Here is a 24,102-nt window from a genome sequence, read left to right as displayed (position 1 = left end):
AGACGCTCCTGCATGGGGTAGCGTGTCGGCAGACCAAAACAATATTCAGGGCCGCCATGATGAACATTCGCTTTTTTTCGATCCCTCTTTTGCTGCTGGCCATGAGCGGTGTTGCAATGGCCGCCGACTGCCCGCCGTTGCTGCAAGGCGAGTTGCCCAAGCTGCGCGCCAAGGAAAACATCGACCTGTGCAAGCGCTTTGCCGGCAAGCCGCTGGTGGTGGTCAATACTGCCAGCTTCTGCGGCTTCGCCCCGCAGTTCAAAGGCCTTGAAGCGCTGAGTCAGCGCTACAAGGGGCAGGGGCTCGAAGTATTGGGCGTGCCGTCCAATGACTTCAAACAGGAAGCCAAGGATGGTGAGGAGACTGCCAAGGTCTGCTACGTCAATTATGGCGTGACCTTCACCATGACCGAGCCGCAGGCCGTGCGCGGTGATGATGCGACCCATTTGTTCAAGGTGCTGGCCGAGCAAAGCAGTGCGCCGCGCTGGAACTTTTACAAGTACGTGGTCGATCGCCAGGGCAAGGTCATCGCCAACTTCTCCAGCATGACCAAGCCGGATGATCCTGAGCTGATCGCAGCCATTGAGAAGGCGATTGCGTCTAAGCCTTAGGGGGCAAAAAAGGGCGGCTTGAGTCTTGTCTGAATCGACCTGGCATCGCAGAGCCCTTGTGTGACGCGGAGCGCCACATAGAGGACGCGGAGCGTCCAGAACTGCATGCCGACGCTGAGCGTCGGCACGATAGTCAGTCAATGACGCGGAGTATCTGCACGCTATTCAATCAATGCAGATATGAGCGCACCAGACACGCACTAAAAAGCCCACAACCATTACTGGTTGCGGGCTTTTTTTCAGCCTGGCAGGTGCTTATCAGAAGCGATAGGTAACCGAAGTGCCCAGGCCGTGAGCGGTGTTGCGGTAGTCGGCGCTGTACGAACCTTTGGTCGCGCTTGAGTCGCGGATCTTGGTTTCGTCTTCACGCAGGTACGAGTACGCCACGTCGATGGTCAGGTCGTCGGTCGGGCTCCAGCCTGCACCGAAGCTGATGATCTTGCGATCGCCCGTCGGGATGCGTGGGGAGCGGTTGACGTTGTTAGTCGGCGACTGATCAACGGAGAAACCGGTACGCAGCGTCCACTCTTTATTGACCTTGTACGAAGCACCGATGGCGTGCGCCCAGGTGTCGTGCCAGTTCTGCTCTTCAGTGATGGTGCCGATCGGACCGGCAGAACCGCCCAGCAGGGCAGGGACGCCATCGTTGTTGACGGTGATGTCTTGCAGGCGGCTCCAGCGAGTCCAGGTACTGCCGGCATAGACCGTCCAGTTCTCGTCGATCTGCTGGGTGATGGAGAAGTCCACGGACTCAGGCGTGGAGATATCCAGCGAAGCGTCATACTTCTGACCGCCGAAAGGTCCGAAACCCGAACCTTCGATCTTGGTCTTGCCCTTGAGCTTGTAATCGACCTTGGAGTGGTAAGTCAGGCCCAGGCGAGTGGTGTCGGTAGCCTGCACCAAAATACCGGCATTGAAGCCGATTGCGGTGTCATCGCCTTCGATCTTCACCTTGCCGTCGTTACGGCCCGGTGTTGCGGCGTTCAATGTTGCCGACGTTAGCTCGCCGTCGATACGGTTGATCGTCGGGCCGAAACCGATGGACACCTTGTCATTGAATGCATAGCTGACAGTCGGCTGGAAGGTCACGACCTGGACGTGACTCTTGTCACCCCAGTAGCGACCAGCGAAGCCTTTTTCGTAATCGGTGACCAGGCCGAACGGCACGTACACGCCCAGACCAAATGCCCAGTGATCATCGATTGGTTTGACGTAGTAGCCCATGGGTACGCCGACCACCGGAACCATGTCGCCGTCGTTGCTGCCGCCAAATGTGCCACGGCCATTGTCGATATCGGTCTTGGCGATCACTGCCGCTGCACCCACGCTGATTTGTTCGCGTTTGATGCGGGACATACCGGCAGGGTTGCCGAATACGGTGCTTGCGTCATCGGCTGACGAGGAGCGACCTGCAAAGCCGGTGCCCATGCCGCTGATGCTTTGTTCGTTGAGGGCAAAGCCGGCAGCGAGCAGTTGAGAAGAGGCCAGACCCAGTGCGAGTCCAAGCGTTGTCCGGTTCAGTGCTTTTGTCATTATTTTCATTATTAGAACTCCTTGTTGTTCACCGGTCGAAAATTACCAACATTTTCGACGGCGCGCTATAGGCTGAGGAGCCCGATTTAGAGCTATTCTTGTAGGACAATCCTGCCGAAGGAGTAGGAACTTCGAATTAGCGCAGTTCCAGAGCCTTATCGTCGCATAATGACACTGTTATAAAGCGCGCATAAAAAAAGCCCCGCCTTTGCAGTGCGGGGCTTTTGGCTTGCGGTGCAACGTTTTTGTCAGGCGATGAGGGCCTGACGGGTACGCTCGATCACGGCCTGCAGCGGTTCGGCGCTGGCGTACTGATCGGGGTACAGGCGTTCGCTGTGGCGGGCGATGCCGTGTTCATTGACGATGGTGAAACTGAAGCAGCCTTTGCGAGCGGCCATGATCAGGCAGTTCATTGGGGCAAAAGCGTTGGTCAATGTGTGAATTGCATGTTGAGTCTGAGTATTCATATTCAAGGTGTTTCCTGAAGCAACACGGAACAATACCGTGCAAAAATAAAGATTCCAGTAAACGCGGGCCGACATTTGATACAAAAGCCTGGCTGGGCGGAGAACCTGACTGGAACAAAGACAGGCAGTTGAAGCGCGCTTTATCGTATGGCGCTCTGGCTGACCGGTAGGTACTTAGGAGGGCAGGCAACACAACAGGAGCAAAGGTTCTACGCTCCGGGTGAAGATCCTGATCAATTGCAGGCTGGTTGAAGCAGACCATGAGGGCCATGACTGCACTGTCACCCCAAATGGTGCATCAGCGCGAAAGGTTCATGTCTGGAAACCATCGAGGTGGTCGATCCCTTGTTGCCAACATTCTCGTCGCATGGAGGAGTGTCTGTCGGGGGACTTGTCGACCGGAATTGATTTTCAGCTTGGTACTAACGGTGGCGATATTACCCGCCTCATCTGGACATTGCAAGTGGCAGTGTATAAAACTTCACCAGTGCCCGGCCAATCTATAGATCAGTACGGTGATTGACGCAACCATCGAGCAGCCCAGCACGTAGGCGGTGACAGTAAGCCGAAGCGACCTGCGGCTTTCGATGGCGCGCATGATGTCGCCTGTCGCGTTGATGCGCCCGCTGCTCAGGTCACCGCAGATGATCAGCATCAGGGCGATCGCTGACAGCAGCACGCTGTAGGCGAACACGCCGCCGTCCGGGGGTGGCAGCACGATACTGACTGCCAGGGCGACGAAGCAAACAGCCAACAGCAGCAGGAAGAACTGGGCGATCTCCTTCATGGATTCCTTCACTGAATCGTTGGTTCATTAGGATGGGGAGCATTTTTGGCAGTGCTTGGACCGCACTATGTGCAATTTGTCGCCTGTGTTGCTTTCATTGCCCTGAATAATGCGCAAAATGCCTCTTCATCAATGTCGAACCAGAAACCGAAAACCTGCTGAGAGCCTTGTATTCATTGAGAATGCGATGCGTTCGGGCACGCAATAAATGATGCATGAAATGACCAAAAACGGCCCTGATGAGGAGTTGTGCACATTAGCGCCACAATCTGCGACATCACTGTCACAAGCGAAGCTAAGGGTTTGATTTATGATGGTGAATTATTAAGTCAATGAAAAACATCGTTTTTTTTAGCTGGTGAAAAAATCGTCAGTTTGAGCGCAGGCCCCATGCTGCTTGCGTTTGCGGAAGTTAAAGGGCGGTTGTCCACTGAGTTATCCACAGCTTCTGTGGATTGTCCCGCGCAAATGTCCCCCTAATAGGGGCTGTGTGCCGTGCTGAAAGCGCGTACAATCCGTTCCCCCGATTTGCCCCCGCCTGTTGATCCCGTCTCACCCGAGATGATGTTTCTGCTGCACTATCACGCTCTACTCAATCTGCCGCTGGCCTTTATTATTCAGCCCGCATGGAGTCTTTAATGGCACTGGACCTGAACAGCCTGTTACTGGGGCTTGGCGCAGCAGCGTTGCCCTTGCTGGGCCTGCTTTGGCATCTGCAGCGCCGTCTGGCCGCTCGTCAGGCCGAGAGCGCGTTGCTCGATGAGCGTTTGAGCATGGCGCAAATGGCGCAGGAAGGTCTCAACGCCCAGCTGGATGCGTGCCGTGACGAGGTCAGCGACCTCAGTCAGGCCAATGCCGCCAAGCAGGCTGATCTGGCGGCTTTGCGCCGCGAGGTCGAGTTGTTGCGCCAGGAAAGCGATAACGCGCGCGAAACGGCACAGGACTGGAATCATGAGCGTGCCGCCAGAGAGGCAGAGTTGCGTCGCCTTGATGCGCAGTGTGCAGCGCTTAACGCTGAGCTGCGCGAACAGCAGGATGGCCATCAGCAGCGCCTGAACGATCTGCAGGGGTCCCGGGATGAGCTGCGCGCGCAGTTCGCTGAACTGGCGGGCAAGATTTTCGATGAGCGCGAGCAGCGCTTCGCCGAGACCAGCCAGCAGCAGCTGGGCCAATTGCTCACGCCGCTCAAGGAGCGTATCCAGTCGTTCGAAAAGCGTGTCGAGGAGAGTTACCAGAACGAAGCGCGCGAACGCTTTTCCCTGGCCAAGGAGCTAGAACGTCTGCAGCAGTTGAATCAGCGTTTGAGTGATGAGGCGACCAACCTGACACGCGCCTTGAAGGGGCAGAAGACCCAGGGCAACTGGGGCGAGCTGATCCTGGAGCGCGTGCTGGAGCATGCCGGGCTTGAAAAGGGCCGTGAGTACCAGACGCAAATCAGCCTCAAGGGGCCGGACGGCGAACGCTTTCAGCCTGACGTGTTGATCATGTTGCCGGGCGACAAGCAGGTGGTGGTCGACGCCAAGGTCAGCCTGACGGCCTACCAGCAATATGTGTCTGCCGATGACGAGGTCATTGGTCAGGCTGCGCTGAAGCAGCACGTACTGTCGTTGCGTAACCATGTCAAAGGCTTGTCGGGCAAGGATTATAAGCGTCTCGAAGGGCTTCATAGCCTGGATTTCGTTCTGCTCTTCGTGCCTATCGAGGCCGCTTTTTCTGCCGCCCTGCAGGCCGAGCCGAACCTCTTCCAGGAAGCCTTCGACCGCAACATCGTTATTGTCAGCCCCACGACCCTGCTGGCCACCTTGCGGGTGATTGACAGCCTCTGGAAGCAGGAGCGTCAGAGCCAGAACGCCCGTGAGATCGCCGAACGCGCAGGCTGGCTGTATGACAAGTTCGTATTGTTCATCCAGGATCTGGATGAGGTGGGCAACCGCCTGCAACAACTGGACAAGGCTTACTCGGCTGCGCGAAACAAGCTGACGGAAGGGCGTGGCAACCTGATCAGCCGCAGCGAGCAGCTCAAACTGCTGGGGGCGCGCGCCAGCAAGAGTCTGCCCGCCGATTTACTGGAGCGGGCGATGACCGACGGCGATGGCCTGATCAGTCCGCCAGACTGAGTCTGGTCGACTCGTCGGCGTAATGTTCAGTAACAGGCCGTCCGTCGCAAAGACTAGAAGCGATCCTGCACAAATGTCACATTGGCTCCATCGGGAAAATTGTTTCTCGTTGCACTCGGCTAACAGTTCATTTGCTTCTATGATCTCTAGTGAGTGATGAGTACGGATCGACTGCCGAGTATTTCCCTCAAGGGGGCTCTATGAATAGCAAACTGCAAGAATGGCTCCACGATGTAGGCGTTGCATTGGGTCTGATAGAACGCCCAAAACTGCAACCCATTCCGGTTCGTGCCGACGATGATCGTCGCCGCCAACGCCGGTAAGCCTCTCGCCTGACCCTGGTCACAGGGTAATGCGCATGTTGAATTTCGTCGGGGCGCACAGGGCGTCCCGATACAAGGGCTGGCTTTCAATGCTGATGCCCGGGCTTTTCCTCTGACTTTCCCGGTTCCTTTTTCAGCTCATGCAAAATCAGCTTGACGATGCTGTCCAGCGCAAACTGATCTGGTCTGGCGGTTGCCTGTCTTCTGATGGCTTCAGGGAGGGTGAAATCGAAGGCTTCCTCCAGCGCGCTGAAAAAGCGCTCGATATCCTCGTCATCAAGGGCCAGATCGGCGAGCGTTGCGTCATCCTGAATGGCGCTCTTGTCCACTAGAATGATACCCAGGGCGTCGAATACCTTTTGCCTGATCTCTTCGCGATTCATGAAAGCCCCTGATGTGGATCTTGTCAGATACAGCAGGCGTACTTCATTTCTCCAGCCCAGACCCATGAGGCTAGCTCAAATCGCCGTTGCGGCTGCGGATTGCTCCGCCGTTGGGAGGCTGATTTGTTTAAAATGCCTGGCTGTTCGACAAGCGGTTTGCGGCAATGCTGATTCATCGCGCAGTGCAGCTTCTTTAACCTTGTGAGATTGACCGAGTACCCATCGATGTCCCGCGCCCGTTGTGAACGTTGTCTGCGTCCTGCCACGCATTGTCTGTGCGCCCTGATTCCACAGCTGGACAGTCGCACGCGAGTGTTGATCCTGCAGCATCCCGATGAAGTCGGCCATGCCTTGAACACCGCCCGACTGGCCGCGCTCGGTCTGGTCAATGCGCAGTTGTTGGTGGGTGAAGTGTTCGACGATCTGCAGCGGATTCTGAATCCGCCCGGTTATCAGCCTCGATTGCTGTTTCCGGGTGAGGCTGCGCAGACGCTGACGCCTTATGCGCAGGATTCACTGCCCACGCTGCTGGTCGTGCCGGATGGCACGTGGCGCAAGGCGCGCAAACTGCTGCACCTCAACCCCTTGCTCGCCGAGCTGCCAAGGGTGACGCCGGGCGACGTGCCTGTTTCGCGTTATCGCTTGCGCAAGGCGCCGGGCCCGGAGGCCTTGTCGACGCTCGAGGCCATCGTGCATACCTTGCAGACGCTGGAAGCACCCACCTCGTTCGAGGCGTTGCTGAAGCCGTTCGATGCGTTGATCGAAGGTCAGATTCAGGCCATGGGCAGTGAGACCTACCAGCGCAATCACGGCGGGCAGGGATAAGGAACACAATTCGCGCCGTTAACTGCACCCAGCTGTAACTGTTGCTTTGCCGATCAGCGCCTAGAATGAATGTTCTGTTTTAACCCTCTTGCGGAAGTTGCAATGCATATCTCGTCTGGTCGCTGGGTCTATGGCCTTTGTCTGTCACTGTTGACCGCGCTGCTGTGGGGCATTTTGCCGATCAAGCTCAAGCAGGTGCTGCAGGTGATGGATCCTGTGACAGTGACCTGGTTCCGCCTGGCTGTGTCCGGTGCGCTGTTGTTCATCTGGCTGGCGTCGGTCAAGCGCCTGCCCAGCTTCAAAGTGCTGGGGCGCAAGGGCAGGGTGCTGGTCGGGCTGGCTGTGTTCGGTCTGGTCGGCAACTATGTGCTGTACCTCATTGGCTTGCGCCTGCTGAGCCCGGGCACCACGCAATTGCTGGTTCAGGTCGGTCCGATTTTTCTGCTGATCAGCAGCATCTTTCTGTTCAAGGAGCGTTTCAGTCTGGGGCAGGGCATCGGCCTGATGGTACTGCTGGTGGGCTTCGGATTCTTTTTCAATCAGCGTCTGGTGGAGCTTTTCACCTCGTTGGGTGACTACACCCTGGGCGTGCTGGTGGTGCTCCTGGCCTCGACCATATGGACGTTTTACGGGCTGAGTCAGAAGCAGCTCCTGACGGTATGGAATTCGCTGCAGGTGATGATGGTGATCTACCTGTTTTGCGCGTTGTTGCTCACGCCGTGGGCGCACCCTGCCGAGGCGTTGCTGTTGAGCCCGTTGCAAGGCTGGCTGCTGCTGGCCTGCTGTCTGAACACGCTGGTGGCCTACGGTGCCTTCGCCGAAGCGCTGGCGCACTGGGAGGCTTCGCGGGTCAGTGCGACGTTGGCGCTGACGCCCCTGGTCACGCTAACCGCCGTGGCGGTTGCCGCCTGGCTGTGGCCGGATTACGTGCTGGCTGAAGAGTTGAACATGCTGGGATACGGCGGTGCGCTGTTGGTGGTGGCCGGGTCGGCGCTGACTGCGCTTGGCCCTTCGCTGGTCGCCGGCCTCAGGGCGCGCAAGGCGCGGCTTGCGCAGGCCTGACGTGCGGGTGGTGGGGCAGATCAGCGTCTGCCCAGCCCCTGCGCCTGAATAATCCATTCCTGGCGCTGCTGTTCGCTGGCGCTGTGTACCGGGGCAAACTCGGTCAGGCGTTTGGTCTTGATCCCGCAAAAGCCGAGTATGGTCCGCACCATCTGGCGGTGCGCCGGCGCGCCGTAAATCCATTTAAAGTAGCGCGGCGGCGTGTCCATGGCGACCAGCAGTTCCGCCGTCCGGCCGCGAAGCAGTTCATTGGATGAGTGCTTGCGGCCATGCACCTTGAACGCAAACCCGGGTGTCAGTACCCGGTCGAAAAAGCCAGTCAGCAAGGCAGGCAAGCCGCCCCACCAAACCGGGTAGACGAAGACCAGATGCTCGGCCCAGTGGATCTGACGCTGGGCTTCGAGCAGGTCGGGTTCAAGGGTCTGAGTCTGATCGTAGCCGTTGTGCAGAATCGGATCGAAGTCCAGTTCGCCCAGCTTGATGACCCGCACCACGTGCCCTTCGCCACGCGCGGTATGCGCATAGGCGTCACCCAGGGCGTGACAGAAACTGATGGCCTTCGGCGTGCCGTAGACCATCAGGATTCGTTTGCCATTACCTTCCAGTGGCGTTGCGCCGCTTCTGGCATCAGCCATTACTGCCTGCCTCGAGCATTTTGTCCGGCCGCACCCAGGCGTCGAACTCTTCATCGGTCAGGTAACCCAGCGCCAATGCCGCCTCGCGCAAGGTCAGACCTTCGGTGTAGGCTTTCTTGGCAATCTGCGCCGACTTGTCATAGCCGATATGCGGATTGAGGGCGGTGACCAGCATCAGGCCGCGCTCCAGGTGCTCGGCCATTTTTTCGCCATCCGGCTCCATGCCCGCGATGCAGTGCTCGTTGAAATTGCTGCAGCCATCGGCCAGCAGGCGAATCGACTGCAGAACGTTATGAATGATCACCGGCTTGTAAACGTTCAGTTGCAGGTGACCCTGACTGGCGGCAAAACCGATGGTCACGTCGTTACCCATGACCTGGCAGGCCAGCATGGACAAGGCCTCGCACTGGGTCGGATTGACCTTGCCGGGCATGATCGAACTGCCTGGCTCATTGGCAGGCAGTCTGACTTCTGCCAGCCCGGCACGTGGGCCTGAGCCCAGCAGGCGCAGGTCGTTGGCGATTTTCATCAGCGTACCGGCCAGCGTCTTCAATGCGCCGGACAGCGCAGCAAGTGGCTCATGACCGGCCAGCGCGGCGAACTTGTTGGGGGCGGTGACGAATGGCAGGCCTGAGAGTGCGGCCAGTTCTGCGGCAATGGCCTCGGCAAACCCTTTGGGTGCATTGAGCCCGGTGCCGACTGCTGTACCGCCCTGAGCCAGCTCGTAGACGGCGGGCAGAGCGGCGCGAATGGCTTTTTCCGCGTAATCGAGTTGCGCGACAAATCCCGACAGCTCTTGGCCGAAGGTGATCGGCGTCGCATCCATCATGTGCGTGCGCCCGGTCTTGACCAGCTTCATGTGCCGCGCCGCCTGTTCGGCCAGACCGCTGGACAGCTCGGCGATGGCGGGCAGCAGTTGCTCCTTGACCGCCTGGGCAGTGGCGATGTGCATGGCTGTCGGGAAGCAGTCGTTGGAGCTTTGCGAGCGATTGACATGATCGTTGGGATGGACTGGCGACTTGCCGCCACGACCTTGGCCAGCCAGCTCGTTGGCGCGGCCAGCGATCACCTCGTTGACGTTCATGTTGCTCTGCGTGCCACTGCCGGTCTGCCAGACCACCAGCGGAAATTGCGCGTCATGCTGACCGTCGAGCACTTCGTCGGCGGCCTGCTCGATCAGGCGGGCGATATCGGCAGGCAGATCGCCATTTCGGTCGTTGACCCGTGCGGCGGCTTTCTTGATCAGTGTCAGCGCGTGCAGGACGGGCAGCGGCATTCGCTGGTCGCCAATCGCAAAATTGATCAGTGAGCGTTGGGTCTGCGCGCCCCAGTAGGCATCTTCGGGGACTTCGATCGGGCCAATGCTGTCGGTTTCGGTGCGGCTCACTGGTCTTACTCCTTTAAGTACGTTGCAGGGTTAGGTGTCCATATGCCCACAGGGTTCCCGCGCAGTGCTTTTTAACCGCTGGGTGAACCGGGGGTTGAGCCAAAAGCCCAGATAAGCGCAGAATGGTCGGCCCTGGGGTAATGCCTCGTTTGCTAGATAAGGAAACTCGATGACCCGTCTTCGTGCCATTTGTACCGCGGTAGCCCTGGTCTGTGCCAGCGGCCAGGTTTTCGCCGACACCGCCAGTCACAACGCGAGCGCCGAAACGTTCCTGAAGCTTGCCAACGCCGATCGCCTGGGCGCTCCGGTCTACGCTCAGGTTCAGCAGATGTTCGCTCAGCGTTTTGCTGAAACCAAGGCACCTGCGTCGAAAAAAGCCCTGCTTGAAACTTATCAGGCCAAGGCCAATACCGCTCTGGACCAAGCCATTGGCTGGAACAAGCTCAAGCCTGAGATGGTCAAGCTCTACACCGCCAACTTCACCGAAAGCGAGCTGAAGGATCTGGTTGCGTTCTACCAGTCTCCACTGGGCAAGAAAGTGATGACCAAGATGCCTGAGCTGGCTCAGCAGTCGGCCCAGCTGACCCAGAGCAAGCTGGAAAGCGCTGTTCCAGTCGTCAACAAGCTGCTGGCTGACATGACTGCCGAACTGGAACCTGCCAAGGCAGCTGCTCCGGCTCCGGCCAAAAAGCCCTGACAGGCGATTTCCATCATGACCATGCAACAACGAATCGAGTCGGCGCTTGCGCTGCTGCAACCGCACCACCTGCAAGTGCTCGACGAGAGTCATATGCACAGTCGTGGTCAGCAGACCCATTACAAGGCTGTTCTGGTCAGTGATCAGTTTCAGGGCCTGAACTCGGTCAAGCGGCACCAGAAGGTTTACGCCACGCTGGGCCCGCTCATGGGCGAGTTTCATGCGCTGGCGCTGCACACGTACACGCCTGAAGAATGGTCGAAGATCGGTGCAGCGCCTGCTTCGCCGACCTGTGCCGGCGGGCATTGATCAGGGCTTTTACTGATCCGGCCCCCTTGCCGGGGCGATTGACCCGCCGAGCTGCCTGCTGTACTCCGGTTTTTGCTAGAATCCGCACCGCGCCGCCTGGCCGGTGCGTTTTTTTGGTCCGCAATTTTTTACCCGGTAGGCCCTTTGCGAGGGTCGCCACTGGAGAGATACATGACTCAAGAGCCGATGACTCAGCCGATCGTCGTGGCTGCGCTGTACAAGTTCGTTACCCTCAGCGATTACGTGGAACTGCGCGAGCCGCTGTTGCAGGCGATGATCGACAACGGCATCAAGGGCACGCTGTTGATCGCCGACGAGGGCATCAACGGCACGGTGTCCGGCAGTCGCGAAGGCATCGATGGCCTGATGGCGTGGTTGAAGAACGACCCGCGCCTGGTCGACATCGACCACAAGGAATCCTACTGCGACGAGCAGCCGTTCTATCGCACCAAGGTCAAGCTCAAGAAAGAGATCGTGACCCTGGGCGTCGAAGGCGTCGACCCGAACAAGAGCGTCGGTACGTACGTCGAGCCCAAGGACTGGAACAACCTGATCAGCGATCCCGAAGTGCTGCTGATCGATACCCGCAACGATTACGAAGTCTCGATCGGCACCTTCGAGGGCGCCATCGATCCGAAAACCACGTCGTTTCGAGAGTTTCCGGAATACATCAAGGCGCATTTCGACCCGGCAGTACACAAGAAAGTCGCCATGTTCTGCACCGGTGGCATCCGCTGCGAAAAAGCGTCGAGTTACATGCTCGGCGAGGGCTTCGAAGAGGTCTATCACCTCAAGGGCGGCATTCTCAAGTATCTGGAAGAGGTCCCCGAGCAGGAAAGTCACTGGCGCGGCGAGTGTTTCGTGTTCGACAATCGGGTCACGGTGCGACACGACCTGACCGAAGGCGATTATGATCAGTGCCACGCCTGCCGTACGCCTATCAGTGCCGAAGACCGCGCCAGCGAGCATTACTCGCCGGGCGTCAGTTGTCCGCATTGCTGGGATTCGCTGAGCGAGAAGACGCGTCGCAGCGCCATCGACCGGCAAAAGCAGATCGAACTGGCCAAGGCACGTAACCAGCCTCATCCGATCGGTCGCAACTATCGTTTACCCTCCGAGGCCTGAGCCATGTCTGCCCGCCTGATCTATGTCATGGACCCGATGTGTTCCTGGTGTTGGGGCTTTGCCCCGGTTGCCGACGCGTTGGTGCAACAGGCTCGGGCGGCGGGCGTGCCGCTGCATCTGGTGATGGGCGGGCTGCGCTCCGAAGGTGCGGCGCTGGAGCCTGCCAAACGTCGTTACATTCTTGAACACTGGCAGGCGGTCGAAGAGGCCACCGGCCAGCCGTTTTGTCGCGAAGGTGCGCTGCCGGAAGGGTTTGTCTACGACACTACACCTGCCTGCCTGGCCGTCACTGCGGCACGGCAGCTGGACCCGGATCGCGCCTGGCAACTGGTCGGACTCATCCAGCGGGCTTTCTATAGCGAAGCCCGTGACGTAACGCGTCCGTCATTGCTGGCTGAGCTCGCGGAGCAGACGGGGCTGTCGCGTCAGGCATTTGCCGATGAGTTTGAAAGTCCTCCGCGGCAAGCGGCCACCGCTGCCGATTTTGCCTGGGCACAGGATCTGGGCATTGCCGGCTTCCCGACCCTGCTGGCCGAGCGCAATGGTCAGCTGGCGCTGCTGACCAACGGTTATCAGCCACTGAGCAGCCTTTCGCCCTTGCTGGGTCGATGGCTGGAGCGTGCAGCCAGTGCATGATGAGGTGACTGAGGCTGCCCGACCGTCGCACGCCACGCGCAGCGATGCATTGAGCTGGGCCGAGATCCGTCGTCTCGCCTTGCGGCATAAAAAGTCCCTGTGGCTGGCCAACGGTGTCGCGGTGCTGGCCACACTGTGCAGTGTGCCTATCCCGTTGCTGCTGCCGTTGCTGGTCGACGAGGTGTTGCTGGGCCGTGGCGATGCTGCGCTCAAGGTCATGGATCACCTACTGCCTGGCAGTTGGCAAAAGGCGGCGGGCTACATTGGCCTGATGCTGTCGTTGACACTGGTGCTGCGGGTCGGAGCGCTGGTGTTCAATGTGTTGCAGGCGCGGCTGTTCGCCGGGCTGGCCAAGGACATCGTCTATCGTATCCGGCTGCGGCTGATCGAGCGGCTCAAGCGCATTTCCCTGCGTGAATACGAAAGCCTGGGCAGCGGCACGGTGACCACGCACCTGGTCACCGATCTGGATACGCTGGACAAGTTCGTCGGTGAAACCCTCAGTCGTCTGCTGGTGGCCACGCTGACCCTGGCAGGCACCGCGGGCATTCTGATGTGGATGCACTGGAAGCTGGCACTGCTGATTATGCTGTTCAACCCGCTGGTCATCCTCCTCACGGTAAAACTGGGCAAGCGCGTCAAGCACCTCAAGAAGCTGGAGAACGACAGCACGTCGCGGTTCACCCAGGCGCTGAGCGAGACGCTGGATGCGATTCAGGAAGTCCGGGCGGGAAACCGACAAGGCTTCTTTCTGGGGCGCCTGGGCGTGCGTGCGCAGGAAGTGCGTGACTACGCAATCAATTCACAATGGAAAAGCGACGCCTCGGGCCGTGCCAGCGGGCTGCTGTTCCAGTTCGGTATCGATATCTTTCGCGCCGCGGCAATGCTTACCGTGTTGTTCTCGGACCTGTCCATTGGGCAGATGCTCGCGGTGTTCAGCTACCTGTGGTTCATGATGACGCCGGTGGAGCAACTGCTGAACCTGCAATACGCCTACTACGCAGCCGGCGGAGCTCTGACGCGCATCAACGAGCTGCTGGCGCGTGCCGACGAGCCGCAATATGCCGGTGGCACCGACCCGTTCGAGGGCAAGGAAACAGTAGGGGTCGAAGTGCGTGGCCTGACTTTCGGCTATGGCGAAGACCTGGTGCTGGACCAGTTGAACCTGAACATCGCGCCGGGAGAAAAGGTCGCCATTGTCGGTGCCAGCGGCGGCGGCAAGAGCACCTTGGTGCAGTTGCTGCTCGGGCTCTATACGGCCCGTACCGGGGTGATCCGATTTGGCGGCGTCAGCCAGCAGGATATCGGCCTGGAGACCGTGCGTGAGAACGTCGCCGTGGTGCTGCAGCATCCGGCCCTGTTCAATGACACCGTACGCGCCAACCTGACCATGGGCCGTGACTGCAGCGATGAAGACTGCTGGCGCGCGCTGGAGGTTGCGCAACTCGACCCTGCGATCCGCGATCTGCCACAAGGTCTGGACAGCGTTGTCGGACGCTCCGGGGTCAGAATGTCGGGTGGCCAGCGCCAGCGCATGGCCATCGCGCGCATGGTGCTGTCCGACCCCAAAGTGGTGATCCTCGATGAGGCCACCTCGGCGCTGGACGCTGCCACCGAGTACAACCTGCATCAGGCGCTCGCACGTTTTCTACGCAGCCGCACGACGCTGATCATTGCCCATCGCCTGTCGGCCGTGAAGCAGGCTGACCGGGTGCTGGTGTTCGATGGCGGGCGTATTGTTGAAGACGGTGACCATCAGCAGTTGATTGCCGATGGAGGTCTGTACGCCAAACTGTACGGACATTTGCAACAAATCTGATGTGCGAAGCCTCTATCAGCGCACAGGTTGGCTCGATTGCGGGAGAATCACCTGCCATCACGGGCGAATTTAGCCTAGTCTCTGCGCTAGACGTTTATTCAGGCATGTGGTGACGTGAAACCCATGAAGCAAGCATGGACCTTCTCCAAGCCCCGTCTGTTGGGCATCGTGTGGCCTTTCATTGCCGTCGCCCTGTTTCAGGCGTTGCTGGGGTGCGTCAGTCTCTACACCATGTCTGCGGTACGCAGCTATGTGGCGGGGGAGAGCCTCTGGTCCAAGGGGCAGAAGGACGCCATTCACTACCTGAGCCTGTACGCCAGCCGTCACGATGAGCGTGACTACCTCAAGTATCAAAAAGCCTTTTCCGTACCTCAGGGCGGCCAGGCGCTACGCAAAGCCCTTGATCAGCCCAACCCGTCGCTGGCCGATGCCAGAAGTGGAATCATTCAAGGCGGCAATCACCCGGACGATGTTAACGGCATCATCTGGATGTACATGAATTTCCATAGCTTCAGCTTCATGAAGCAGGTCATCCATTTCTGGGAAGTGGGTGACGGCTACCTCATGCAGCTCGACGAGCTTGCGCGGCATATTCATGAGCGGGTCGGGCAGGGCGCTGTGAGCGCCGCCGAGGTCGACCAATGGCGCGAGCAGATCAATGTGATCGATGAAGGCGTAACGCCTGCTGCGCGCGCTTTCAGTGATGCACTGGGCGAAGGCTCCAGGCTGATCCTCAACCTGTTGATAGCGGTCAACCTGGTCACCGCCGTGTTACTGATTCTCTTGGCGCTGCTGCGGGTGCGACGTCTGATCGTTCAGCGGCGTGTATTTGCCGATGCCCTGCAACTGGAGAAGGAGCGCGCACAGATCACGCTGGAGTCTATCGGCGACGGGGTGATCACCATCGATGTGGCCGGCGCCATTGTTTACATGAACCCTGCCGCCGAGGGCCTCACCCATTGGAAAAGTACTCAGGCCAGCGGGCTTCCTCTGGCTGCACTGTTCAATCTGCTGGATGAAAACGATCAGAAGGACCAGTCAACGCTGGTCGAGCAGATCATTACCGGCAAACTCAAGGGCGGCAGCGCCAACAGCAAGCTGATTCAGCGGCTTGATGGCAGCACGGTGTCGGTCGCGCTGGTAGGTACGCCGATCTACACCGAAGGCGTGATCAGTGGTGCGGTGCTGGTGCTGCATGACATGACCCAGGAGCAGCAGTACATCGCCGATCTGTCCTGGCAGGCTGCCCATGATCCGCTGACGGGGCTGGTCAACCGCAGTGAATTCGAACGCCGCTTGCAGCGAGTGCTCGATGAAGACTGCGGTCAGGGCCGCAGCCACTGCCTGATGTTTCTCGATCTGGATCAGTTCAAGCTGGTCAATGATACCGGTGGCCATGCGGCGGGTGATGAGCTATTGCGTCAGCTTTGCCGGGCCTTGCCGCAGGGTTTGCGTGACGGCGACACGCTGGCCCGGCTGGGAGGTGACGAATTCGGTGTGTTGTTGGTCGATTGTCCCGCCGAAACGGCGCTCGATATTGCCGAGGCGTTGCGCGAGGCGGTGCAGCGTCTGCATTTCATGTGGAAAGGCCGGCCATTCATGGCTACCGTCAGTATTGGCCTGGTGCACCTCGGCGACACGCCGGCGTCTCTGGAAGGATCATTGTCGGCCGCTGACATGGCTTGCTATATGGCCAAGGAAAGAGGTCGCAATCGGGTCCAGGCCTACAGTGTGGATGATCTGACGCTGTCGATGCGTTTTGGCGAGATGGCCTGGATACAGCGCCTGCATATGGCCATGGACGAGAATCGCTTTTGCCTTTATGCGCAGGAAATCGCTTCGATAAAGGGCGAGGCGGGTGAAGTACGACACATTGAAATCCTCCTGCGCCTGCGCGACGAGTCCGGGCGAATGGTCGTCCCGGACAATTTCATTCCGGCCGCCGAGCGCTACGGACTCATGACCACCCTGGATCGCTGGGTGGTACACAATGTGTTCAAAGTCATAGCTCAGTGCCAGAGTGATGATCGGCATCAGGTGCCACAGGCGCTATGTGCTATAAATTTGTCAGGATCGAGTATCGGAGATGATACGTTCCTCGAATACCTGAAACAGCAATTCGAGACGTTTGCCGTATCGCCCGGGATGATCTGCTTCGAGATCACCGAGACCAGTGCGATTGCCGACCTGCAAAGTGCGATCAGATTCATCAACGAGTTGAAGGGATTGGGCTGTCAGTTTTCCCTTGATGATTTCTGCTCGGGCATGTCGTCCTTTGCCTATCTCAAGCATTTGCCGGTGGATTTCCTGAAGATCGATGGCAGTTTTGTAAAGGACATGCTCGACAACCCGATCAACAAGGCGATGGTCGAGGTGATCAACAATATCGGCCATGTCATGGGCAAACGCACCATTGCGGAGTACGTTGAGACGCCGCAGATCGAAGCTGCGTTGCAGGAAATGGGCGTGGATTTTGCACAGGGCTATCTGATTTCCCGCCCTGAATTGTTCACTTGCGAGAGTCTTTATATTCAGCCCGTACGGCCTGACCCCCTGATGTTCGGCGCGCCAGGAACGCTACGTTAATCAGTTGAAACCCTCATAAGGAGATACCCCAGTGATCGACGCTTTCGAAAGAACCGGTCCGCTCATGGAAGCCAGCAGTTATCCGGCCTGGGCGCAGCATTTGATCAAGGATTGCAGCGCTGCAAAAGCGCGGGTGGTCGAGCACGAGTTGTACCAGCAAATGCGTGACGCGAAGTTGAGTCCGCAGATCATGCGGCACTACCTGATCGGCGGGTGGCCAGTCGTCGAGCAGTTTGCGGTGTACATGGCCAAGAATCTCACCAAGACCCGTTTTGGTCGTCACCCGGGTGAAGACATGGCGCGCCGCTGGCTGATGCGCAATATCCGTGTCGAACTCAATCATGCCGACTACTGGGTGAACTGGTGTGCGGCCCATGAAGTGACGCTTGAAGACTTGCACGATCAGCGGGTAGCGCCCGAGTTGCACGCGCTGAGCCACTGGTGCTGGCAGACCAGTTCGTCAGATTCGCTGGCCGTGGCGATGGCGGCTACCAACTACGCCATTGAGGGGGCGACCGGCGAATGGTCGGCCGTGGTCTGCTCCAGCGGTGTGTACGCCGAAGCCTTTCCTGAAGAGACACGCAAGAAAGCCATGAAGTGGCTCAAGATGCATGCACAGTACGACGACGCGCACCCTTGGGAGGCGCTCGAGATTATTTGTACGTTGGTGGGTAGCAAGCCGAGTGTGCAATTGCAGGCCGAGCTGCGTCAGGCCGTTACCAAAAGCTACGACTATATGTACCTGTTTCTTGAACGTTGCATGCAGATGGACAGGGTCAAGCCGCGAGGACGTGTTGCCGCGCTGGAGGCGTAAGGACGGGCGAGACGGCAGGAGAGAGTGCTAGCTTGCCATGGCGATACGATTGCGGCCTTCGCGCTTGGCGACGTACAGAGCATTGTCCGCACGACGCAGCAGGCTGTCGGCTGTTTCAGTCGGCAGCAGTGTCGAGCAACCCAGGCTGACAGTCATGGTCAATGCCGGGCTAAGCTCGCGAAACTCGAGATTTCGCACGGCCTGGCACAGACGCTGACCAATCAGCTCGGCAGAATCGGCGCCAGTGTTGGAAAGAATCACCACGAACTCTTCACCGCCATAGCGGAACACCCGGTCGATATTGCGCAGTTGTGCCTTAAGGCTCTGCGCGACGGTCTTCAGCACATCGTCACCGGTGTGATGACCGTATTCATCATTCACTTTCTTGAAGTGGTCGATATCCAGCATCAGCAGGGACAAGGGTTGCTTGTGGCGACGTGAAATCTCGATTTCACGGGCCAGGCTCTGATCCATGGCGATGCGATTGCCGGTGCTGGTCAGCGGGTCACGCAGGGCAGTCTGGGTAGCAATGCGGTACAGCAGCGCATTCAGCAACGGGTACACCAGGCACACCAGCAGGGATTCGAGGTCGCTCAGTTGCCGCGTATCGAATGGCCTGGAGCCCTGAAACTCCAGTTCGCCGATGCATTTGCCTTCGTGACGCAGATGAAAACTGGCGCTGTCGGATGACATCTCGCCCAGACGCAGGTGCAAGTCGCTTTCGATATGTCGATACATCAGACCGCTCAATGGCAGGAACCGTTGTACGCCTTGAAAGAACAGGGTCAGTATCCGCTCGGCTTCCAGACTGGTTTGCAATTGTCGCCCAAGCTGATAGATCAGCTCGGGCAGTGACGGGGGGGGAAGCACGGCGTCAGGTCGATTTCTGAAACCCAGGCGCTGCAGTTCAGCCGTATCGAAATCGATTGCATGGGTCTGGGTAGGAAAATTCATCTCTTCGCTCCTCAGCACATATTGCTGGCTTGGCTGGGTTAGAGGGGACGTGGTGCCATTCGGTTCATTTTTGGCCAGACTTATTAAAATCAGTGGTTTAGCTGACGCCATCTCTCTGACAGTGGCCCCGGATCGGCAATTCCTTGACTTAAAAAGCCGCTCGAAACAGCCTTTGTGACGGTTTTTCGTCACAACGGCCTTTTCCCTTCACTGGGCATTCAATGCCTGCCCGTTGATGCCTTTGCTGTCCGGCCCCATCAGGTACAGATAGACCGGCATGATCTCTTCAGGTGCCGGATTGTTCTGCGGGTTTTCATCCGGGTAGGCCTGCGCGCGCATGCCGGTACGGGTCGCGCCGGGGTTGATGCTGTTGGCGCGGACCGTGCTGACGCCTTCCAGCTCGTCAGCGAGGGTTTGCATCAGGCCTTCGGTGGCAAACTTCGACACGCCGTAAGCGCCCCATTGTGCGCGCCCTTTGCGGCCCACGCTGCTGGAGGTGAAGGCTATCGATGCATCCTCCGAACGCTGAAGCAGCGGCAGCAGTGCCTGGGTGAGCATGAAGGTGGCATTGACGTTGACGTGCATGACCTCCATGAAGTCTTCGCCGGGCAGGTGCTCCACTGAGGTACGCGGGCCGATGATCGAGGCGTTGTGCAGCAGCCCGTCAAGACGGCCGACTGTGCGCTCGATCATGGTCGCCAGCGCTTGATACTGCGCAGGGTCGGCGCTTTGCAGATCGAAGGGTATGACCAACGGCTGCGGCTGGCCTGCTGCATTTATCTCGTCATGGACCTGCGCCAGGCTGGCTTCGGTCCTGCCCAGCAGCAGGACGGTGGCGCCATGCGCTGCGTAGGCTTTGGCGGCTGCGGCACCGATGCCGCGAGCGGCGCCAGTGACCAGAATGATCCGGCCCTTGAGCAGTTCCGGGTGCGCGGAGTAATCAAACATGTAAAGCCTCGTTTAGCAGCTGCACAGTGCGTTATCCAGCACCTTGCGCAATTCCAGCGGATGATCGACCACCACGTCGGCACCCCAGTGATCCGGGTTGTCGTCGGGGTGGATATAGCCGTAGCGCACGGCGGCGGTCTTTGTGCCGGCGTCGCGCCCGGACTCAATGTCGCGCAGGTCATCGCCTACGAACAGAACGCTGGCCGGGTCCAGGTCAAGCATCCGGCAGGCCAGAATCATCGGTTCCGGGTGTGGCTTGCTGTGTGTGACATGGTCAGGGCAGATCAGCAGCGCCGAGCGTTCCGACAGGCCGAGCCGCTCCATGATGGGTTGGGCAAAGCGCACCGGTTTGTTGGTCACCACACCCCAGATCAGCCCCGCCTTTTCGATGTCGGCCAGCAGTTCGTCCATGCCGTCGAACAGTTTGCTGTGAACGGCGCAGTCACGCTGATAGCGTTCCAGAAATTCCAGGCGCAATGCCTCGAATTGTGGATCTTCGGGGGACATCGCAAAGCTGGCCGCGACCATGGCTCTGGCACCGCCGGAAACTTCGTCGCGGATCAGTTTGTCCGGCACCGCAGGCAGGTTACGATCTGCAAGCATTGCCTGGGCGATGGCGATGAAGTCCGGTGCGGTGTCGAGCAGGGTGCCGTCCATGTCGAATAAAACCGCTCTCAGGCGCATCAATCATGCCTCCCGCAGGGTCTGGATCATGTAGTTGACGCCGACATCGGAGGTCAACTTGTAATGCTTGGTCAGCGGGTTGTAGGTCAGGCCGATGACGTCCTTGACCTGCAGACCGGCGTCACGGCTCCAGGCGCCCAGCTCGGAAGGGCGGATGAATTTCTTGAAGTCGTGAGTGCCGCGTGGCAGCAGGTTAAGGATGTATTCGGCGCCGACCACGGCGAACAGATAGGCTTTCGGGTTACGGTTGATGGTCGAGAAGAACACCTGGCCGCCAGGCTTGACCATGCGGTAGCAGGCGCGGATCACCGAGGAGGGGTCCGGCACGTGCTCGAGCATTTCCAGGCAGGTCACTACATCGTATTGCTCGGGCATTTCTTCGGCCATGTCCTCGGCGGTGATCTGTCGATACTCGACGCTGACACCCGATTCGAGCTGATGCAGCTGCGCAACTGCCAGCGGCGCTTCGCCCATGTCGATGCCGGTCACCGTGGCGCCGCGCAAAGCCATCGCCTCGCTGAGAATGCCGCCGCCGCAGCCGACGTCCAGCACCTTCTTGCCCGCCAGGCCGACACGCTCGTCGATCCAGTTGACGCGCAGCGGGTTGATGTCATGCAGCGGCTTGAATTCGCTTTCGCGGTCCCACCAGCGATGGGCCAGGGCCTCGAATTTGGCGATTTCTGCGCGGTCGACGTTGCTCATGGGTGTCCCTCTTGAACTCAAAATTCTTTTTCATCAGTCAGGGTTATAGATAAGCCTGACTGGCATGTGTTCGGTCCGAATCGAATTATTCGGCTTTACCGGAAATACGCTGGCCCCACGCGATCGCGGTGTCGCGCAAAGCGTGTTCATCCATGCGGGTCAGCTGGCGAGCGTCGAGCAATTGCTTGCCGGCCACCCAGACATGACTCACGCAATCGCGGCCAGTGGCATATATAAGCTGCGATACCGGATCGTAGATCGGTTGCTGGGCCAGGCCCGACAGGTCGAAAGCGACCATGTCCGCCGCCTTGCCGATCTCCAGCGAGCCGGTCTCGGCCTGAATACCCAGGGCGCGAGCGCCATTCAGCGTTGCCATGCGCAGCGCGCGGTGTGCATCCAGCGCCGTAGCCGAGCCAGCAACAGCCTTGGCCAGCAAGGCGGCGGTGCGGGTTTCGCCGAGCAGGTCCAGGTCATTGTTGCTGGCGGCACCGTCGGTGCCCACCGCAACGTTCACACCGGCCTGCCACAGTCGTTCAACCGGGCAGAAACCGCTGGCCAGCTTGAGATTGGATTCCGGGCAATGAATGACGTTGGTATTGCTTTCCACCAGCAGGGCCAGATCGTCGTCGCTGATCTGGGTCATGTGCACGGCCTGGAAGCGCGGCCCGAGCATGCCCAACCGGTTGAGGCGGGCGAGGGGGCGTTCCTGGCGCTGTTCGACAGCCTGCTCGACTTCAAATGCGGTCTCGTGGACGTGCATCTGGATCGTGGCGTCCAGCTCGTCGGCGATTACCCGGACCTTCTCCAGGTTCTCATCGCTCACGGTATAGGGCGCATGCGGGCCGAAGGCGATCTTGATGCGTGGATGATGGGCGAGATCGTTGAACAGTTCGATGCCGTTGTGCAGGGCTTCAGCCGTGGTATGGGCACCTGGAATCGGAAAATCCAGCACCGGGACGGTGATCTGCGCACGCATGCCGCTGGCGTGGACGCGTTCGGCGGCCACCTTGGGGTAGAAATACATGTCGGAGAAACAGGTGATGCCGCCCTTGAGCTGCTCGGCGATGGCCAGGTCTGTGCCGTCACGCACGAAGTCTTCATCGACCCACTTGCCTTCGGCAGGCCAGATATGGTCCTGCAGCCAGGTCATCAGTGGCAGGTCATCGGCCAGCCCGCGAAACAAGGTCATCGCCGCATGGCCGTGGGCGTTGATCAGGCCGGGGCTGAGCAGCATGCCGGGCAGTTCCAGCACCTGCACGGCGTTTTGCCGCAGCGCTTCGGCGCGTGGACCGATATAAGCGATACAGCCATCGCGAATGCCGATGCCGTGGTCCTTGAGCACGACGCCTGCGGGCTCGACCGGCACCAGCCAGTCGGGCAGGAGCAAAAGGTCGAGCGGTGCTGTAGCGTTCGGCATGAGAAGGTTTCCATCGTTTATTACGTTGATGACGAAGTATACCCGAGCGTCTTCGCAGGCGGCTCGCTATAATCAGCGGCTTTTGATGCTGGGTTTCGGATGTTCAAGATGGAGTTGGCGATGCGCGATCGAATGTTGGCTGCAGAGAAAGTTAAGGCCATCGATTGGCGAGACGACGCTCTGTACCTGCTGGACCAGCGGGTACTGCCGTTCGAGGAAGTCTGGCACCGCTATACCACCGCCGAGGGAGTCGCCGAAGCGATTCGCACGATGGTCGTGCGCGGCGCGCCGGCTATCGGCATCAGTGCTGCCTATGGTGCGGTGCTGGCCGCACGTGCGCGTATCGCGCAAGGTGCAGACTGGTATCCGGCGCTGGAAGAGGACTTGCAGTTGCTGGCCGATTCGCGCCCAACGGCAGTGAACCTGTTCTGGGCGCTGAACCGGATGCGTGATCGTCTGATGCGCGTCAAGCACGGCGATGACCCGCTGGCGGCCCTCGAGGCCGAAGCCGTGGCGATTCACCTGAGCGACCGCGAGGCCAATCTGACCATGGCCCAGCTGGGCGCCGACCTGATCCGCAAGCACCAGGGTAATCTGCAGACGGTGCTCACCCACTGCAATACCGGGGCGCTGGCCACTGGCGGCTTCGGCACGGCGCTGGGCGTGATTCGTGCGGCGCATCTGGAAGGCATGATCGAGCGGGTCTACGCCGACGAAACCCGGCCCTGGCTGCAGGGTTCGCGGCTTACCGCCTGGGAGCTGGCCAACGAGGGCATCCCGGTGACCCTGAACGCAGATTCCGCCGCCGCGCACCTGATGCGCACCAAGGGCATCACCTGGGTCATCGTCGGTGCTGACCGCATCACCGCCAACGGCGACGTGGCGAACAAGATCGGCACCTATCAGCTTGCTGTCGCCGCCATGCACCACGGGGTGCGCTTCATGGTGGTCGCACCGAGCTCGACCATCGACATGGACATGGCCAGTGGTGACGACATCATCATTGAAGAGCGCGACGGCCGTGAACTGCTCGAAGTGGGCGGCCAGCGAGTCGGCGCCGAGGTCGAGGCTTTCAACCCGGTGTTCGATGTGACGCCGGCCGACCTGATCGACGCCATCGTGACCGAAAAGGGCATTGTCGAACGTCCCGATACCGCGCGCATGGCTCAATTGATGAGCCGTAAACACCTTCACTGAGGCAGACAGGCCCGACCCGTCGCCGTTGTGCAATGCGGCTGGGCGGGCCTGTAAGCGTTTCTCAGGCGTGTTATGTGTCTGCGG

General features: G+C 59.3%; 24 protein-coding genes. 13 read left to right on the top strand and 11 right to left on the bottom strand.

What is annotated here, in order from left to right; translation table 11 throughout:
- The first annotated feature begins 59 nt into the window (after positions 1-59).
- Positions 60-611, top strand: a complete 552-nt coding sequence (locus V476_RS03590) for a glutathione peroxidase (protein WP_003319771.1) — start codon at positions 60-62, stop codon at positions 609-611.
- Between the two features lie 258 nt (positions 612-869).
- Here the strand turns inward: V476_RS03590 and V476_RS03585 are convergent, their stop codons facing one another.
- The 3 genes from V476_RS03585 to V476_RS03575 form a co-directional block, all read right to left on the bottom strand.
- Complete coding sequence (locus V476_RS03585) at positions 870-2,153, bottom strand: OmpP1/FadL family transporter (protein WP_011268576.1); 1,284 nt, start codon at positions 2,151-2,153, stop codon at positions 870-872.
- Between the two features lie 239 nt (positions 2,154-2,392).
- Positions 2,393-2,611 carry a hypothetical protein gene (locus V476_RS03580; protein ID WP_002554588.1) on the bottom strand — a complete coding sequence of 73 codons (219 nt, stop codon included), beginning with the start codon at positions 2,609-2,611 and terminating at the stop codon, positions 2,393-2,395.
- Between the two features lie 481 nt (positions 2,612-3,092).
- On the bottom strand, positions 3,093-3,398 hold the full coding sequence (locus V476_RS03575; RefSeq protein ID WP_024960053.1) for a hypothetical protein: 306 nt from the start codon (positions 3,396-3,398) through the stop codon (positions 3,093-3,095).
- A gap of 752 nt (positions 3,399-4,150) precedes the next feature.
- Here V476_RS03575 and V476_RS03570 point away from each other — a divergent pair.
- Positions 4,151-5,515 (top strand): DNA recombination protein RmuC, encoded by a 1,365-nt coding sequence (locus V476_RS03570; protein ID WP_161420716.1) that lies wholly within the window; start codon positions 4,151-4,153, stop codon positions 5,513-5,515.
- A gap of 200 nt (positions 5,516-5,715) precedes the next feature.
- On the top strand, positions 5,716-5,838 hold the full coding sequence (locus tag V476_RS29050) for a PA1414 family protein (RefSeq protein WP_003418154.1): 123 nt from the start codon (positions 5,716-5,718) through the stop codon (positions 5,836-5,838).
- A gap of 86 nt (positions 5,839-5,924) precedes the next feature.
- Here V476_RS29050 and V476_RS03565 read toward each other — a convergent pair whose 3' ends face one another.
- Entirely contained in the window at positions 5,925-6,221 is a 297-nt protein-coding gene (locus V476_RS03565) for a hypothetical protein (protein WP_024960054.1), read from the bottom strand.
- A gap of 225 nt (positions 6,222-6,446) precedes the next feature.
- On the opposite strand from V476_RS03565, the gene V476_RS03560 reads away from it, so the two are divergent.
- Together V476_RS03560 and V476_RS03555 are read left to right on the top strand one after the other, a co-directional pair.
- Positions 6,447-7,046, top strand: a complete 600-nt coding sequence (locus tag V476_RS03560) for a tRNA-uridine aminocarboxypropyltransferase (RefSeq protein WP_017279519.1) — start codon at positions 6,447-6,449, stop codon at positions 7,044-7,046.
- Positions 7,047-7,148: 102 nt separating this feature from the next.
- A complete protein-coding gene (locus V476_RS03555) occupies positions 7,149-8,108 on the top strand; it encodes a DMT family transporter (protein ID WP_003314634.1) in 960 nt (319 codons plus the stop codon).
- Positions 8,109-8,128: 20 nt separating this feature from the next.
- Here V476_RS03555 and V476_RS03550 read toward each other — a convergent pair whose 3' ends face one another.
- The gene (locus tag V476_RS03550; protein ID WP_024960055.1) at positions 8,129-8,743 is read right to left on the bottom strand and encodes an NAD(P)H-dependent oxidoreductase; all 615 of its coding nucleotides are present in this window, start codon (positions 8,741-8,743) and stop codon (positions 8,129-8,131) included.
- Positions 8,736-10,130, bottom strand: a complete 1,395-nt coding sequence (locus V476_RS03545) for a class II fumarate hydratase (protein ID WP_003342769.1) — start codon at positions 10,128-10,130, stop codon at positions 8,736-8,738. The genes V476_RS03550 and V476_RS03545 overlap by 8 nt, the downstream gene beginning before the upstream one ends.
- Before the next feature lie 169 nt (positions 10,131-10,299).
- Here V476_RS03545 and V476_RS03540 point away from each other — a divergent pair, with 169 nt between their 5' ends.
- From V476_RS03540 to V476_RS03510, 7 genes are all read left to right on the top strand, one after another.
- Positions 10,300-10,827: a DUF2059 domain-containing protein gene (locus tag V476_RS03540; RefSeq protein ID WP_003314637.1), complete on the top strand. Its 528-nt coding sequence runs from the start codon at positions 10,300-10,302 to the stop codon at positions 10,825-10,827.
- Between the two features lie 15 nt (positions 10,828-10,842).
- On the top strand, positions 10,843-11,136 hold the full coding sequence (locus V476_RS03535) for a BolA family protein (protein WP_003314638.1): 294 nt from the start codon (positions 10,843-10,845) through the stop codon (positions 11,134-11,136).
- Positions 11,137-11,322: 186 nt separating this feature from the next.
- The gene (gene trhO / locus V476_RS03530) at positions 11,323-12,261 is read left to right on the top strand and encodes an oxygen-dependent tRNA uridine(34) hydroxylase TrhO (protein WP_032629148.1); all 939 of its coding nucleotides are present in this window, start codon (positions 11,323-11,325) and stop codon (positions 12,259-12,261) included.
- A 3-nt stretch (positions 12,262-12,264) separates the two neighbouring features.
- Positions 12,265-12,897, top strand: a complete 633-nt coding sequence (locus V476_RS03525) for a DsbA family protein (RefSeq protein ID WP_024960057.1) — start codon at positions 12,265-12,267, stop codon at positions 12,895-12,897.
- Entirely contained in the window at positions 12,890-14,716 is a 1,827-nt protein-coding gene (locus V476_RS03520) for an ABC transporter ATP-binding protein (protein ID WP_004416781.1), read from the top strand. The genes V476_RS03525 and V476_RS03520 overlap by 8 nt, the downstream gene beginning before the upstream one ends.
- 123 nt (positions 14,717-14,839) lie before the next feature.
- Positions 14,840-17,302, top strand: a complete 2,463-nt coding sequence (locus V476_RS03515; RefSeq protein ID WP_004416784.1) for an EAL domain-containing protein — start codon at positions 14,840-14,842, stop codon at positions 17,300-17,302.
- A 31-nt stretch (positions 17,303-17,333) separates the two neighbouring features.
- Entirely contained in the window at positions 17,334-18,116 is a 783-nt protein-coding gene (locus V476_RS03510) for an iron-containing redox enzyme family protein (protein ID WP_003314645.1), read from the top strand.
- Between the two features lie 27 nt (positions 18,117-18,143).
- Here V476_RS03510 and V476_RS03505 read toward each other — a convergent pair whose 3' ends face one another.
- The 5 genes from V476_RS03505 to V476_RS03485 all read right to left on the bottom strand — a co-directional run bounded on the left by V476_RS03505 (position 18,144) and on the right by V476_RS03485 (position 22,821).
- Positions 18,144-19,070 (bottom strand): GGDEF domain-containing protein, encoded by a 927-nt coding sequence (locus tag V476_RS03505; RefSeq protein ID WP_003424751.1) that lies wholly within the window; start codon positions 19,068-19,070, stop codon positions 18,144-18,146.
- Positions 19,071-19,277: 207 nt separating this feature from the next.
- Complete coding sequence (locus tag V476_RS03500; protein ID WP_024648749.1) at positions 19,278-20,018, bottom strand: YciK family oxidoreductase; 741 nt, start codon at positions 20,016-20,018, stop codon at positions 19,278-19,280.
- A gap of 12 nt (positions 20,019-20,030) precedes the next feature.
- Positions 20,031-20,702 (bottom strand): N-acetylmuramic acid 6-phosphate phosphatase MupP, encoded by a 672-nt coding sequence (gene mupP / locus V476_RS03495; RefSeq protein ID WP_003314649.1) that lies wholly within the window; start codon positions 20,700-20,702, stop codon positions 20,031-20,033.
- A 3-nt stretch (positions 20,703-20,705) separates the two neighbouring features.
- Complete coding sequence (gene ubiG / locus V476_RS03490; RefSeq protein ID WP_003369710.1) at positions 20,706-21,404, bottom strand: bifunctional 2-polyprenyl-6-hydroxyphenol methylase/3-demethylubiquinol 3-O-methyltransferase UbiG; 699 nt, start codon at positions 21,402-21,404, stop codon at positions 20,706-20,708.
- An 85-nt stretch (positions 21,405-21,489) separates the two neighbouring features.
- Positions 21,490-22,821, bottom strand: coding sequence for a TRZ/ATZ family hydrolase (locus V476_RS03485; protein WP_024960058.1), 1,332 nt, complete (start codon positions 22,819-22,821; stop codon positions 21,490-21,492).
- A 120-nt stretch (positions 22,822-22,941) separates the two neighbouring features.
- Here V476_RS03485 and mtnA point away from each other — a divergent pair, with 120 nt between their 5' ends.
- Entirely contained in the window at positions 22,942-24,018 is a 1,077-nt protein-coding gene (gene mtnA / locus V476_RS03480) for an S-methyl-5-thioribose-1-phosphate isomerase (protein ID WP_004416794.1), read from the top strand.
- Positions 24,019-24,102: the final 84 nt, after the last annotated feature.

Origin of the sequence: Pseudomonas syringae KCTC 12500, assembly GCF_000507185.2 — a bacterium.
Lineage (GTDB): Bacteria > Pseudomonadota > Gammaproteobacteria > Pseudomonadales > Pseudomonadaceae > Aquipseudomonas > Aquipseudomonas syringae.
The sequence above is the reverse complement of the archived record's forward strand: the minus strand, read 5'-3'. Positions and strand labels throughout refer to the sequence as shown.

Excerpts from the sequence above, each read along its gene's own strand:
- V476_RS03590 (WP_003319771.1), top strand. The coding sequence starts at position 60 with ATGAACATTCGCTTTTTTTCGATCCCTCTTTTGCTGCTGGCCATGAGC.
- V476_RS03585 (WP_011268576.1), bottom strand. The coding sequence starts at position 2,153 with ATGAAAATAATGACAAAAGCACTGAACCGGACAACGCTTGGACTCGCA.
- V476_RS03580 (WP_002554588.1), bottom strand. The coding sequence starts at position 2,611 with ATGAATACTCAGACTCAACATGCAATTCACACATTGACCAACGCTTTT.
- V476_RS03575 (WP_024960053.1), bottom strand. The coding sequence starts at position 3,398 with ATGAAGGAGATCGCCCAGTTCTTCCTGCTGCTGTTGGCTGTTTGCTTC.
- V476_RS29050 (WP_003418154.1), top strand. The coding sequence starts at position 5,716 with ATGAATAGCAAACTGCAAGAATGGCTCCACGATGTAGGCGTTGCATTG.
- V476_RS03565 (WP_024960054.1), bottom strand. The coding sequence starts at position 6,221 with ATGAATCGCGAAGAGATCAGGCAAAAGGTATTCGACGCCCTGGGTATC.
- V476_RS03560 (WP_017279519.1), top strand. The coding sequence starts at position 6,447 with ATGTCCCGCGCCCGTTGTGAACGTTGTCTGCGTCCTGCCACGCATTGT.
- V476_RS03555 (WP_003314634.1), top strand. The coding sequence starts at position 7,149 with ATGCATATCTCGTCTGGTCGCTGGGTCTATGGCCTTTGTCTGTCACTG.
- V476_RS03550 (WP_024960055.1), bottom strand. The coding sequence starts at position 8,743 with ATGGCTGATGCCAGAAGCGGCGCAACGCCACTGGAAGGTAATGGCAAA.
- V476_RS03540 (WP_003314637.1), top strand. The coding sequence starts at position 10,300 with ATGACCCGTCTTCGTGCCATTTGTACCGCGGTAGCCCTGGTCTGTGCC.
- V476_RS03535 (WP_003314638.1), top strand. The coding sequence starts at position 10,843 with ATGACCATGCAACAACGAATCGAGTCGGCGCTTGCGCTGCTGCAACCG.
- trhO (WP_032629148.1), top strand. The coding sequence starts at position 11,323 with ATGACTCAGCCGATCGTCGTGGCTGCGCTGTACAAGTTCGTTACCCTC.
- V476_RS03525 (WP_024960057.1), top strand. The coding sequence starts at position 12,265 with ATGTCTGCCCGCCTGATCTATGTCATGGACCCGATGTGTTCCTGGTGT.
- V476_RS03515 (WP_004416784.1), top strand. The coding sequence starts at position 14,840 with ATGAAGCAAGCATGGACCTTCTCCAAGCCCCGTCTGTTGGGCATCGTG.
- V476_RS03505 (WP_003424751.1), bottom strand. The coding sequence starts at position 19,070 with ATGAATTTTCCTACCCAGACCCATGCAATCGATTTCGATACGGCTGAA.
- V476_RS03500 (WP_024648749.1), bottom strand. The coding sequence starts at position 20,018 with ATGTTTGATTACTCCGCGCACCCGGAACTGCTCAAGGGCCGGATCATT.
- mupP (WP_003314649.1), bottom strand. The coding sequence starts at position 20,702 with ATGCGCCTGAGAGCGGTTTTATTCGACATGGACGGCACCCTGCTCGAC.
- ubiG (WP_003369710.1), bottom strand. The coding sequence starts at position 21,404 with ATGAGCAACGTCGACCGCGCAGAAATCGCCAAATTCGAGGCCCTGGCC.
- V476_RS03485 (WP_024960058.1), bottom strand. The coding sequence starts at position 22,821 with ATGCCGAACGCTACAGCACCGCTCGACCTTTTGCTCCTGCCCGACTGG.
- mtnA (WP_004416794.1), top strand. The coding sequence starts at position 22,942 with ATGCGCGATCGAATGTTGGCTGCAGAGAAAGTTAAGGCCATCGATTGG.